Here is an 11,834-nt window from a genome sequence, read left to right as displayed (position 1 = left end):
CATGCTGCCCCCCATGCGTCAATTGCTGCTGGACCTGATGCCCGAGTCTCCGCCCTCCCTGGCCAACTTCGTCGGCGACGGCAACGAGGAGGCCCTGGCGGCCCTGGCCGACTGGTTCTCCGGCCCCCAGCCCCTGTTCCTGCTGTGGGGCGAGGCGGGCAGCGGCAAGAGCCACCTGCTGCAGGCCTCCGGGCTGCATTATGTGGACGGCGCCCAAGACCCGCTCCTGGCCGGCGCCCCGGCCGAGGCCGAGGGCCTGGCGGTGGACAACGTGCAGGCCCTGGCCGAGGCCGGCCAGATCGCCCTCTTCAACCATTTCAACCGCCTGCGCCTGGCCGTGGAAAACGGCCGGCCGGGCAAGCTGCTGGTGGCCAGCGACCAGCCGCCGGCGGCCCTGCAACTGCGGGAAGACCTACGCACCCGCCTCGGCTCGGCCCTCATCTTCCGCCTGCGCCCCCTCTCCGACGAGGAGAAGCTGGCGGCCCTGGCGGCCCAGGCCGCCGACCGGGGCCTCAAGCTCTCCCGGGAAGCCCTCACCTACCTGATGAACCGCAGTTCCCGGGACATGCGCACCCTGGCCGCCCTGCTGGCGGCCCTGGACCGCTACTCCCTGGAACACAAGCGGCCCATCACCCTGCCCCTGCTGCGCGAAGTGCTGCAGCATGCCGGCGACTCCACCGTCTAACCCTTCCGAAACAGGCACGATGAATCTCGCACTCTTTGATCTCGACAACACCCTCCTGGCCGGCGACAGCGACTTCGAGTGGGCCCAGTTCCTCATCGGCCAGGGCGCCCTCGACGGCGAAATCCACGCCGCCCAGAACGAGAAGTTCTACGAGCAGTACAAGGCCGGCACCCTGGACATTTACGAGTTCCTTGATTTCCAGCTGAAGCCCCTGGCCCGTCACTCCCGCGCCCAGCTGGACGCCTGGCACCAGGAATTCATGGCCCGCAACATCCGCCCGATCATGACCGACCAGGCCCGGGCCAAGGTGCAGGAGCACCTGCAGCGGGGCGACCTGGTGCTGCTGGTGACCGCCACCAACGCCTTCGTCACCGGCCCCATCGCCCGGGAATTCGGCATCCACCATCTCATCGCCACCATCCCGGAACAGCGGGACGGCCAGTTCACCGGCGGCGTGCGCGGCACCCCGTCCTTCCAGGACGGCAAGATCACCCGGGTGGAGGACTGGCTCGAAGCCCAGGGCCTCAACTGGGGCAGCTTTGCCGACAGCTGGTTCTACAGCGACTCGCGCAACGACCTGCCCCTGCTGGAAAAGGTCAGCTGCCCGGTGGCGGTGGACCCGGACCCCATCCTCAAGGCGGAGGCGGAACGGCGCGGCTGGCCGGTAATCAGCCTGCGCTAACCGCCCCGTACGGATATAATGCCTTGTTTTTTCAGGCGGACGAACCGCCAGATTGCATAAAAAAACCTACATGATCCGCAAACTAATTTCCCGGGTGTTTGGCGGCAAGAACAACGCCGGCAAGAGCGAAACCCGGAACGCCCGTAGCGGCGGCCACGGCGACAGCGCCGCCATCATCCCCGTCAAGAACCACGGCATCCGCCGCGAGCAGCTCAGCTCCGGCGCCCGCCGCACCGTCGAAGGGCTGCAGAAGGCCGGCTACAAGGCCTACGTGGTGGGCGGCGCCGTGCGCGACCTGCTGGCCGGCATCCCGCCCAAGGATTTCGACGTGGCCACCAACGCCACGCCGGAGCAGGTGCGGGCCTGTTTCCGCCGCTCCCGCATCATCGGCCGCCGCTTCCAGATCGTACACGTGATGATGGGGGCGGAGACCCTGGAGGTCACCACCTTCCGCGCCATCCACGCCAGCAACGCACCCACCGACGAACACGGCCGGGTGCTGCGCGACAACGTCTTCGGCACCATGGCGGAAGATGCGGCCCGCCGCGACTTCACCGTCAATGCCCTGTACTACGACCCGGCCGACGAGACCATCCACGACTACCACCACGGCGTCGCCGACCTCAAGCAGAAGACCCTGCGCATGATCGGCGATCCCAAGGTGCGCTACCGGGAAGACCCGGTGCGCATGCTGCGGGCGGTGCGCCTGGGGGCCAAGCTGAACCTGGCCATCGACCCGGCCGCCCGGCGTCCCATCCGGGAGATGTCCGAGTTGATCGAAAACGTGCCGCCGGCCCGCCTCTTCGACGAAATGCTCAAGCTGCTCACCTCCGGCTACGCCGTGCGCTGCGTCAAGCAGCTGCGGGAAGAGGGCCTGCACCACGGCCTGCTGCCCCTGCTCGACGTCATCCTGGAGCAGCCCCTGGGCGAACGCTTCGTCATGCTGGCCCTGGCCAACACCGACGAGCGGGTCCAGGCCGGCAAACCCACCTCCCCCGGCTTCCTCTTCGCCACCCTGCTGTGGCACGAAGTGCTGGGCCAGTGGGAAAAGAACAAGGCCAACGGCGAGCGCCCCATTCCCGCCCTCTTCGCCGCCATGGACGAGGTGCTGGACGTGCAGGCGGAAAAGCTGGCCATCACCCGCCGCATCGCCGGCGACATCAAGGACATCTGGGCCCTGCAGCCCCGCTTCGAGGCCCGCTCCGGCAAGAAGCCCTACGCCGTGCTGGAGCAACCCCGCTTCAAGGCCGGCTACGATTTCCTGCTGCTGCGCGCCGAGTCGGGCGAGGTGGACAGGGAGCTGGGCGAATGGTGGCGCCGCTTCCTCAACGCCGAAGGCGAAGAGCGCCAGGCCATGCTGCTGCCCGAGGCCAAGGGCGACAAGAAGCGCCGGCGTCGGCGCAAGAAGCCGGCCGGCGGTGGTGCCGGCGCGGGCGAAGGCGGCAGCGGCGACTAGGCCGCGGCGAGTTCCATGCACCGCGCCTTCATCGCCCTGGGCGCCAATCTGGAAGATCCGGCAGCCCAGGTCCGCGCCGCCCTGGCGGACCTCACCGGCAGCGGCGACATCGCTCTGGTCGCCGCCTCCTCCCTCTACCGCACTGCCCCCATCGGTGCCGACGGCCCCGACTACATCAACGCCGTGGCGGCGGTGGACACGCCCCTGCCGCCGACCGGGCTGCTGTCCCGGCTGTTCGCCGTGGAAGCCCATTTCGGCCGTACCCGCAGCTACCGCAACGCCCCCCGCACCCTGGACCTGGACCTGCTGCTCTACGACGACCAGGTGCTGGACGGCCCCGAACTGACCCTGCCCCACCCGCGCCTGCATCTGCGCGCCTTCGTCCTGGTGCCCCTGGCGGAGATCGCTCCGGACCTGGCCCTGCCCGGCCGCGGCAGCGTCGCCGCCTGGCTGCCGGCGGTGGCCAACCAACGGATCGAGAAACTATGAGCCTGTGGACCGAACTGCCGGTGCTGTGGAAGACGGTATTGCTGCTCTCCGCTTCCAACGTCTTCATGACCTTCGCCTGGTATGCCCACCTAAAGAACCTGGCGGACAAGCCCTGGTGGATCGCCGCCCTGATCTCCTGGGGTATCGCCCTTTTCGAATACCTGCTGCAGGTGCCGGCCAACCGCATCGGCCATACCGATCTCACCCTGGCCCAGCTGAAGATCCTGCAGGAAGCCATCACCCTCACCGTCTTCGTGCCCTTCGTCGTCTTCTACATGGGCCAACCCCTCAAGCTCGACTATCTGTGGGCCGGCCTGTGCCTGCTGGGGGCCGTTTACTTCATATTCCGCAGCTGATCCGGTCAGGAAATGCCAGCTTGCTGGCTTATTTCATAACCACACTCTTATAAAGGCTATTAATATCTCCCTTTGCTAATAGTCAAAATAACTTAGGGAGATGTCTGTGGCATTGTTCGGCAACAACCAGCGGCAACGAGAACTAGAAGCGGCCCTTGCCGCCCTGCAGAACGAGAACGCCAGCCTGCGCTCCCAGGTGGCCAATCTGGAAAACGAGCAGCAGACCCTGGAGCAGAAGTGCCACGCTGCCGAAACCGTGGCCCGGGGCTGGGAAAAGCTGCTGCACAACCTGGACCGCTTCGGTTCCAGCCTGGCCAAGTCCCAGGGCACCATGGCCGCCATGGCCCACAGCCTGAAGACGGAAAAGGAAGAGGCCGTCACCGCCGGCCGCATCACCACCGACAGCCAGGCCCAGATGCATGGCATCAGCGCCAACCTGAGCCAGCTGGCCCTGCAGTCCCAGACCACCATGGGCCAGGTCGAAGGCCTCAATGCCAGCACCGAGAAGATCGGCAGCATCCTCAACCTGATCAAGGAAATCGCCGACCAGACCAACCTGCTGGCCCTGAATGCCGCCATCGAGGCGGCCCGGGCCGGCGAGGCGGGCCGCGGCTTTGCCGTGGTGGCCGATGAGGTGCGCAAGCTGGCCGAACGCACCGCCACCGCCACCAACGAGATTTCCGGCCTGGTCAGCGCCATCCGCCACGACACCGTCTCGGCCCACGCCAGCATCTCCTCCCTGGCCAAGGAGGCGGACCACTCCAGCCACGAGGGCAAGCAGGCGACGGAGAACCTGGACAACATCATCGGCCTCTCCCGCCACATCGAGACCGCCGTGGCCGTGGCTGCTCTGCGCAGCTTCACCGAACTGGCCAAGATGGACCACCTGGTGTTCAAGTTCGAGGTGTACAAGGTCTTCATGGGCGCCTCCCAGAAACGCCCGGAGGATTTCGCCGTGCATACCTCCTGCCGCCTGGGCAAGTGGTACTACGAGGGCGAGGGCCGGGAGTGCTTCTCCCTGCTGGACGGCTACCGGGCCCTGGAAGCGCCCCACATCAATGTGCACAAGAGCGGCAAGGAAGCCCTGGAACGCCTGCGCCTGGGCGATTTCGACGGCGGCGTGGCCCTCCTGGAGCACATGGAGGCGGCCTCCGAGGAGGTCTTGGACTGCCTGGAGCGCATGGCCCAGGCCGGGGAGCAATCCCCCGACGTGCTCTGCCTGGAACACTGAGGCCGGACGGTCCGGGCCGCCCCTCTGGCCTCCCGGACCTGCCTGCCGTACCATAGAGCCGCCGGGCTGGACCCGGCGCTTTTTTTCCCGTCCCGACCCACACCCCATCCCGCCGCCCATGCCCGGTACCCCAGCCCGCAACCTGCTCGAGCACGCCCGCAACATCGTGGTGGAAGGCCCCATCGGCGTCGGCAAGACCAGCCTGGCCCGGCGCCTGGCCGAGCATCTAGGCCAGAGCAAGGAATGCCAGCTGCTGCTGGAGCAGCCGGAACTCAACCCCTTCCTCACTCGCTTCTACCAGGAGCGCAGCCGCTACGCCCTGCAGACCCAGCTGTTCTTCCTCTTCCAGCGCCAGGACCAGCTGCGGGACCTGGCCCAGCCGGACATCTTCCGCCAGACCGTGGTCTCCGACTTCCTCTTCGAGAAGGACCCGATCTTCGCCCGCCTCACCCTGGCCGAGGACGAATACAAGCTCTACCGCCAGATCTACGACACCCTGGCACCCCAGGTAGTATCGCCGGACCTGGTGATCTACCTGCAGGCCAGCCCGGAAAACCTCATCGCCCGGGTGAAGAAGCGGGGCCTGGACATGGAGCGGCGCATCGGCGACGTGTACCTGACCCAGCTGGCGGAAAGCTACAGCCGCTTTTTTTACGGCTACAATGCCGCGCCGGTGATGATCGTCAATTCCGACCGACTCAACTTCGTCGATCAGGACCGCGACTTCCACCTCCTCCTGGAACGGCTCGCCGCCATGCGCGGCCACCGGGAATACTTCAACCGGGGAGAATGAACCCATGTCCAGCCAATCCACGACCCGCCGCCTGACCATCACCGACATGGCCAAGCTCAAGGCCGCCGGCGAAAAAATCGCCATGCTGACCTGCTACGACGCCAGCTTTGCCCGCCTCTGCGACAACGCCGGGGTCGATACCGTGCTGGTGGGCGATTCCCTCGGCATGGTGGTGCAGGGCCACGATTCCACCCTGCCGGTGACCCTGGCCGACATGGTCTACCACACCGCCATGGTGGCCCGGGGCTGCGACCGCCCCCTGATCATCACCGACATGCCCTTCGGCACCTACCAGGAAACCCCGGAACTGGCCTTCCGCAACGCCGTGCAGCTGATGGCCGCCGGCGCCCAGATGGTCAAGATCGAGGGCGGCGAGGACATGGCCGAGACGGTGCGTTTCCTCACCCACCGCGGCATCCCGGTGTGCGGCCATATCGGCCTGACGCCCCAGTCGGTACACCAGCTGGGCGGCTACCGGGTCCAGGGCAAGGACGAGGCCGGCGCAGCCCAGCTCAAGGCCGACGCCCTGGCCATCCAGGCCGCCGGCGCCAGCATGGTGGTCCTGGAGGCCATTCCCCGGGCCCTGGCGGCCGAGGTCACCGCCCTCCTGCAGATCCCCACCATCGGCATCGGCGCCAGCGTGGAGTGCTCCGGCCAGGTGCTGGTGCTGCAGGACATGCTGGACATCGCCCCCGGCCGCAAGGCCCGCTTCGTGCGCAACTTCATGACCGGCCAGCCCTCCGTGGCTGCAGCCATCGCCGCCTACGTGGCGGCGGTGAAGGACTGTACCTTCCCCGCTGCCGAACACTGTTACTGAGTCACCCCACCGGCAACGGGCCGCCAAGTACGGCCCGGCCATCAGGAGAAACAGCCATGCAGATCTTTTCCCGGGTCGACGACCTGCGCGCCGCCCTTGCCGGCAAACCCGAGGTGGTGTTCGTGCCCACCATGGGCAACCTGCACGAGGGCCACATTTCCCTCATGACCCAGGCCCGCCGGCACGGCCGGACCGTGGTCGCCAGCATTTTCGTCAATCGCCTGCAGTTCGGCCCCGGCGAGGACTTCGACAAGTACCCGCGCACCTTCGAGGCCGATTGCGCCAAGCTGCAAGCGGCCGGCGTGGACGTGCTGTTCGCCCCCACCGAAGCCGACCTCTACCCGGAACCCCAGACCTACCAGGTGGAACCGCCGGAAATCCAGAACTGGCTCGAGGGCGAATTCCGCCCCGGCCACTTCCGCGGCGTTGCCACCGTGGTGCTGAAGCTGTTCAACATCGTCCAGCCCCAGACCGCCCTCTTCGGCAAGAAGGACTACCAGCAGCTGATGGTCCTGCGCAACATGGGGCGCCAGCTGGCCCTGCCCATCCGCATCCTGGGCGGCGAGACGGTGCGGGCCGAGGACGGCCTGGCCCTGTCCTCCCGCAACGGCTACCTGACCCCCGCCGAACGGGCCGAGGCACCGCGCCTGGCGCGGGAGCTGAACAGGCTGCGGGACGCCATCCGCGCCGGCAACCGGGACTACCCGGCCCTGGAGCGGGCCGCCATGGCCGCCCTTGACGCTGCCGGCTGGAAGGCGGACTATGTTGCGGTGCGGCAGCAAGCCGACCTCCAACTTCCCGGCAGTCCCGATGCACCCCTGGTGGTGCTGGCCGCCGCGCGCCTCGGCGTTACGCGACTCATTGATAATCTTGAGATTTAATTCAAAAACTGGGCGTTGACAGACGGCGGTGAGCCGTTAAAATGCCGTTCCCCTTACCTTTTGCCTACGGGTGAAGCCATGCAGAGAACCATGCTCAAGTCCAAGCTCCACCGGGTGACCACCACCCACTCGGAGCTGCATTACGAAGGCTCCTGTGCCATCGACCAGGACCTGCTGGACGCGGCCAATATCAAGGAATACGAACAGATCGACATCTGGAACGTGAACAATGGCGAGCGCTTCACCACCTACGCCATCCTGGCTGAACGCGGCTCCGGCGTCATTTCCGTCAACGGCTCCGCCGCCCGCAAGGCTGCGCCCGGCGACATCCTGATCATCGCCACCTTCGCCACCTACACCGAAGTGGAACTGGCCAAGCACGAACCCCAGCTGATCTACGTCGATTCCCAGAATCGCATTGCCCGCATCGGCAACAAGATTCCGGCCCAGGCCGCCTGAGACACCGGATTTTTACCCGGCCCTTCGGGTAAAAGAAGGTAAAAAAGCCGCGAGCAATCGCGGCTTTTTCTTTTGGGGCTGGCCCTGAGCTGCATCGGCCAAGACACGGCAGAAGCGGGCGGCGCAAACCAAGAAGGGACGGGCCTCTTCAGGCAGGCCTGCCCGACAGGCCCATGGCGCCTGCCTGTGCGGGCATCCCCTTGATAGGGCCCTACTCGGCGGCAGCCTTCTTCGCCGGCCGCTTGGCCGGGGCGCGCCGGGTCTTGGGCTTGGCGGCGGCTTCGGCGGCAGCAGCAGGCGCAGCCTCCGCCTGGGGCGCAGCCTTGGCGGCGGCCTTGGGTTCGGACTTGGCCTTGGCCGGCGTCTTCTTGGCGGCTTCGATCTCCTGGGCGGCGGCCGTCTTGCGGGCCCGGGTACGGGCGCCGCTGCGGGCACCGGAAGACTCGCCGCGGCCGGAAGGCTTCCTGGCCGCGGCCGGGCTGGCGGCGACCGCTTCGACTGCCGCCGGGGCGGCCACAGCGGGCGCTGCCACGGCTTCCACCACGACCGGAGCGGGGGCCGCTGCCGGGGCGGGTGCCTCGGCTGCCGCCTCCTGGACCCGGGGACCATCCTTCACGCCGTTTTCCTTGGCGCCGTCGCGGCCGCGGCCGCGCCGACGGTTGCCGCCGCGCCCTTCCCGGACCGGCGCTTCCGCCGTCTCGGCAGCCGGCGCCTGCGCCTCGGCAGAGCTTTCTTCCGGCTGCGTCACTTCCCGCACCGACACATTGCCCGGACGGGCTACGTAGGCGCCGGACTTCTCGTCCCGGCCGAAGGCCAGCAGGCCCCGGTTCTGGGCCTCCTCCAGCAGATTGCCGAAGGCGCGGAAGCCGTAGTAGGACTCGTTGAAGCCCGGATTGCGGCGCTTGATCGCCTCCTTCAGCACCGAGGCCCACAGCTTCTCGGTGTCGCTGCGCTCGGCCATGAGGTCCTCGAAGGTGGCCATGGCCAACTCGATGCCCTTGGTGCGGCGGGCGTCCTGATCGTCCTTGCGCTTCTTCTCGTCTTCCGGCGAACGGCGGGGCGCCGCCTCCTTGGCCGGGTCCTTGCGGTTGGCGGCGGCCCGCTTGGCTTCACGGTCCCGCACCAGATCGTCGTAGAAAATGAATTCGTCGCAGTTGGCGATGAGCAGGTCCGAGGTGGACTGCTTCACACCGACGCCGATGACGTGCTTGGCGTTTTCCCGCAGCTTGGAGACCAGGGGCGAGAAGTCGGAATCGCCGGAGATGATGACGAAGGTGTCCACGTGGGACTTGGTGTAGCAGAGGTCCAGGGCGTCCACCACCAGGCGGATGTCGGCGGAGTTTTTGCCGGACTGGCGCACGTGGGGGATTTCGATCAGTTCGAAATTGGCCTCGTGCATGGTGGCCTTGAAGGTCTTGTAGCGCTCCCAGTCGCAGTAGGCCTTCTTGACCACGATGGAGCCTTTGACCAGCAGGCGCTCCAGCACCGGCTTGATGTCGAATTTTTCGTATTGGGCGTCGCGCACGCCCAGGGCGATGTTCTCGAAATCGCAGAACAGGGCCATGCTGACGGTATCGGCAGGAGCTGCCATGGGTGTTTCTCCGTAAGGAATTGGATCAAGTATAAGGCCGGGGACCGCTCAGGCGGCGCGCAGGGCCTCGACGATGTTCATGCGGGCGGCCCGGAAGGCAGGCAGGAAGCCGCCCAGCAGGCCCATGAGCAGGGCAAAGAGCAGGCTCTTGACGACGATGCCCGCATCGAGGGAAAAGGTGAAGGCCAGTTCGGCGAAGGACTGCCAGTTCATGGTGGAAATGGTGAACAGCTGCATGGTGGAAGCCAACAGCAGCCCCACCAGCCCACCCAGCAGCGCCAGGCCCAGGGATTCGGCGAGGAAGGCCAGCAGGATGGCCCGGCGGTTGAAGCCCAGGGCCCGCAGGGTGCCGATCTCGCCGGTGCGGTTGGCTACCGCAGCATACATGGTGATCATGGCACCGATGATGGCGCCGATGGAAAAAATCACCGACAGGGTGATGCCCAGGATGCTGATGAACTTGGACAGGGCCTCCGACTGGTCGGCGTAGAACTGGGCTTCCCGCTTGGCTTCCAGGGTCAGGCGCGGGTCGTCCTCGATGGCCGCCTTGACCGCGGCGAAGGCGCCCGGGTCGTTGAGGCGGAAGATCAGGGAAGAGAACACCGGCCGGCGGAAGGCCTGCATCAGCTGCTCCGCATCGCCCCACACCTCCGAATCGAAGCCGCTGCCGCCCGCATCGAAGACCCCCACCACCACCCAGTCCCGGGCGCCGAAGCGCATGGTTTCGCCCAGGCCGGCGCCGTTGAAGCGGCTGGCGATGGCCTGGCCAGTGACGATCTCGTTGGAGCCGGGGCGGAACGGCCGCCCCGCCACCAGCCGCACCTGGGGCCGCAGCTGCAGGCCCACCGGCGACAGGCCGCGGATAATGACGTTGGAAGGTTTGGCCGCCGCCCCCTCGGCCACCCGCTTGTTGAGGGAGATCAGCACCACCGTCTCCTTCGACAGCATGCGCAGGCCGCCGGCCCCCAGGGCCACCTGGGGCAGGCTCTCGACGATGGCCGCCGGCCCCCGCTCGATGCCGCTCTGCACCTCGGTGCCGGAGGCCCGGCGGGTCACCACCACGTTGTCCGGGCTGCCCGTATCCACCAGGGTCTTCTTCAGCCCCGCATCCAGCATCAGCACCGTGGCGAAGACGAACACCACCAGGGCCATGCCGCCGGCGGTGAGGGCCGTGGTCAGCTTGCGTGCCGCCAGGTTGCGCAGGGAATAGGAAAGGGGAATGGCCATGATCAAGCGACGCTGCGCAGCCCTTCGACGATCGGAATACGGGCCGCCCGCCGGCTGGGGAACCAGGCGGCGATGAGGCCCACCCCCAAGGCACAGGCAGCCTGCAGCAGCACCGTGGTGCCGGAGACGAAGAAAATGGGGAACAGGGTGCCCATGGCCTGGGCGAAGGCGGCCGCCGCAGGAAAGGTCAGGGCGATGCCGAGGCCGCCGCCGATGGCGGCGATGGCCACCGACTCGCCGAAGATCAGCCCCTGCACGAAGCCGGGGCCGAAGCCCAGGGCTTTCAGGGTGGCATATTCACTGGTGCGCTCCCGCACCGTCATGGCCATGGTGTTGGCCATCACCGCCAGGATGATGGCGATGACCACGTAGGAAACGATGCGGATGGCGACGACGATGGCCTCGGTCATGGAGACGAAGGAAAGCTGGAAGGCCTTCTCCGTCTCCGTCAGGGTTTCCGCCGCGCTGTTGCGGAACTCGGCATCGATGAGGCGCGACAGCTCCGCCGCCCGCCCCGGGTCGTCGATGGTCACCACATAGACCCCCACCTGGTTCTGCCGCCGCGGATAGCGCACCTTGGCCACCTCATTCAGGTAGTCCCAGTGAAAGAGCATCTGGGCCACGTCCGTCTTGGCGTCCCGCCCGGTGTAGATGCCGCGGATGACGAACTCCCAGGTGCCGGGAAAGATGGTGCCCTTCAACTGCACCACATCCCCCACCTTGAAGCCGTACTGGGCCGCCAGCTTGCGCCCGACGACGGCCCCCTTGCGGTCCCGGGCGAAGGCGGTGCGCTCGTCGTCGCTGAGCAGGTACTCCGGGTACAGCTCCAGATAGTTGGGGTCCACCGCGAACTGGGGAAAGAAGTTCTTCGGCTCCTTGTAGATGCCGCCGAACCAGTTGGCCGTGGTGATGGCCTTGACCCCGTCGATCTGCCGGATCTTCTGCTTGTAGGTCAGAGGCAGGGGGAAAACCAGGGAAATGGAATTGCGCGTCACCAGCCGGGCGTTGGACGCCCCTTCCGCCCCGGCGTACCAGGCATCCACCACCGTGGACAACAGCCCGAAAGACAACACCGCCACCATCAACCCCACCAGGGTCAGCAAGGTGCGCAGCTTGTGCCGGAAGGCGTTGCGGAGGACGAGATTGAGGAGGATGAAGAGCACAGGG

The 11,834-nt window shown here is 66.9% G+C and carries 13 protein-coding genes; 10 read left to right on the top strand and 3 right to left on the bottom strand.

Annotated elements, in window-relative coordinates:
* Window positions 1-13: 13 nt before the first annotated feature.
* The 10 genes from hda (at window position 14) to panD (ending at window position 7,849) form a co-directional block, all read left to right on the top strand.
* Window positions 14-685 (top strand): DnaA regulatory inactivator Hda, encoded by a 672-nt coding sequence (hda, locus tag AC3QLZ_RS14430; RefSeq protein ID WP_043798932.1) that lies wholly within the window; start codon window positions 14-16, stop codon window positions 683-685.
* Between the two features lie 19 nt (window positions 686-704).
* On the top strand, window positions 705-1,367 hold the full coding sequence (locus tag AC3QLZ_RS14425) for a histidinol-phosphatase (RefSeq protein ID WP_014236604.1): 663 nt from the start codon (window positions 705-707) through the stop codon (window positions 1,365-1,367).
* A gap of 70 nt (window positions 1,368-1,437) precedes the next feature.
* On the top strand, window positions 1,438-2,823 hold the full coding sequence (pcnB, locus tag AC3QLZ_RS14420) for a polynucleotide adenylyltransferase PcnB (RefSeq protein ID WP_014236603.1): 1,386 nt from the start codon (window positions 1,438-1,440) through the stop codon (window positions 2,821-2,823).
* 15 nt (window positions 2,824-2,838) lie between these two features.
* Window positions 2,839-3,312: a 2-amino-4-hydroxy-6-hydroxymethyldihydropteridine diphosphokinase gene (gene folK / locus AC3QLZ_RS14415; protein WP_014236602.1), complete on the top strand. Its 474-nt coding sequence runs from the start codon at window positions 2,839-2,841 to the stop codon at window positions 3,310-3,312.
* Entirely contained in the window at window positions 3,309-3,668 is a 360-nt protein-coding gene (locus tag AC3QLZ_RS14410; RefSeq protein WP_130460104.1) for a DMT family protein, read from the top strand. Before folK ends, AC3QLZ_RS14410 begins: the two co-directional genes overlap by 4 nt.
* A 100-nt stretch (window positions 3,669-3,768) precedes the next feature.
* Entirely contained in the window at window positions 3,769-4,899 is a 1,131-nt protein-coding gene (locus tag AC3QLZ_RS14405) for a methyl-accepting chemotaxis protein (protein ID WP_014236569.1), read from the top strand.
* 118 nt (window positions 4,900-5,017) lie between these two features.
* Complete coding sequence (locus tag AC3QLZ_RS14400) at window positions 5,018-5,692, top strand: deoxynucleoside kinase (protein WP_014236568.1); 675 nt, start codon at window positions 5,018-5,020, stop codon at window positions 5,690-5,692.
* Window positions 5,693-5,696: 4 nt separating this feature from the next.
* Complete coding sequence (gene panB / locus AC3QLZ_RS14395; protein ID WP_014236567.1) at window positions 5,697-6,509, top strand: 3-methyl-2-oxobutanoate hydroxymethyltransferase; 813 nt, start codon at window positions 5,697-5,699, stop codon at window positions 6,507-6,509.
* 56 nt (window positions 6,510-6,565) lie between these two features.
* Window positions 6,566-7,390 carry a pantoate--beta-alanine ligase gene (gene panC, locus AC3QLZ_RS14390; RefSeq protein ID WP_014236566.1) on the top strand — a complete coding sequence of 275 codons (825 nt, stop codon included), beginning with the start codon at window positions 6,566-6,568 and terminating at the stop codon, window positions 7,388-7,390.
* Between the two features lie 90 nt (window positions 7,391-7,480).
* On the top strand, window positions 7,481-7,849 hold the full coding sequence (panD, locus tag AC3QLZ_RS14385) for an aspartate 1-decarboxylase (protein WP_268907599.1): 369 nt from the start codon (window positions 7,481-7,483) through the stop codon (window positions 7,847-7,849).
* A 211-nt stretch (window positions 7,850-8,060) separates the two neighbouring features.
* On the opposite strand, the gene AC3QLZ_RS14380 is transcribed toward panD, so the two are convergent.
* From AC3QLZ_RS14380 to AC3QLZ_RS14370, 3 genes are read right to left on the bottom strand one after another with little or no spacing between them, the layout of a single operon-like run.
* Window positions 8,061-9,440, bottom strand: a complete 1,380-nt coding sequence (locus AC3QLZ_RS14380; protein ID WP_014236564.1) for an NYN domain-containing protein — start codon at window positions 9,438-9,440, stop codon at window positions 8,061-8,063.
* A gap of 48 nt (window positions 9,441-9,488) precedes the next feature.
* Window positions 9,489-10,667 (bottom strand): ABC transporter permease, encoded by a 1,179-nt coding sequence (locus AC3QLZ_RS14375; RefSeq protein WP_014236563.1) that lies wholly within the window; start codon window positions 10,665-10,667, stop codon window positions 9,489-9,491.
* A gap of 2 nt (window positions 10,668-10,669) precedes the next feature.
* Complete coding sequence (locus tag AC3QLZ_RS14370) at window positions 10,670-11,830, bottom strand: ABC transporter permease (protein WP_014236562.1); 1,161 nt, start codon at window positions 11,828-11,830, stop codon at window positions 10,670-10,672.
* Window positions 11,831-11,834: the final 4 nt, after the last annotated feature.

This window comes from Azospira sp. MPR-LB4 (assembly GCF_058809525.1).
Note: the sequence above shows the minus strand (reverse complement) of the source record. Positions and strands in the feature narration are given on the sequence as shown.

What these genes read in the sequence shown, in the direction of transcription:
- hda (WP_043798932.1), top strand. Translation starts at nt 14, where the DNA reads ATGCGTCAATTGCTGCTGGACCTGATGCCCGAGTCTCCGCCCTCCCTG.
- AC3QLZ_RS14425 (WP_014236604.1), top strand. Translation starts at nt 705, where the DNA reads ATGAATCTCGCACTCTTTGATCTCGACAACACCCTCCTGGCCGGCGAC.
- pcnB (WP_014236603.1), top strand. Translation starts at nt 1,438, where the DNA reads ATGATCCGCAAACTAATTTCCCGGGTGTTTGGCGGCAAGAACAACGCC.
- folK (WP_014236602.1), top strand. Translation starts at nt 2,839, where the DNA reads ATGCACCGCGCCTTCATCGCCCTGGGCGCCAATCTGGAAGATCCGGCA.
- AC3QLZ_RS14410 (WP_130460104.1), top strand. Translation starts at nt 3,309, where the DNA reads ATGAGCCTGTGGACCGAACTGCCGGTGCTGTGGAAGACGGTATTGCTG.
- AC3QLZ_RS14405 (WP_014236569.1), top strand. Translation starts at nt 3,769, where the DNA reads ATGTCTGTGGCATTGTTCGGCAACAACCAGCGGCAACGAGAACTAGAA.
- AC3QLZ_RS14400 (WP_014236568.1), top strand. Translation starts at nt 5,018, where the DNA reads ATGCCCGGTACCCCAGCCCGCAACCTGCTCGAGCACGCCCGCAACATC.
- panB (WP_014236567.1), top strand. Translation starts at nt 5,697, where the DNA reads ATGTCCAGCCAATCCACGACCCGCCGCCTGACCATCACCGACATGGCC.
- panC (WP_014236566.1), top strand. Translation starts at nt 6,566, where the DNA reads ATGCAGATCTTTTCCCGGGTCGACGACCTGCGCGCCGCCCTTGCCGGC.
- panD (WP_268907599.1), top strand. Translation starts at nt 7,481, where the DNA reads ATGCTCAAGTCCAAGCTCCACCGGGTGACCACCACCCACTCGGAGCTG.
- AC3QLZ_RS14380 (WP_014236564.1), bottom strand. Translation starts at nt 9,440, where the DNA reads ATGGCAGCTCCTGCCGATACCGTCAGCATGGCCCTGTTCTGCGATTTC.
- AC3QLZ_RS14375 (WP_014236563.1), bottom strand. Translation starts at nt 10,667, where the DNA reads ATGGCCATTCCCCTTTCCTATTCCCTGCGCAACCTGGCGGCACGCAAG.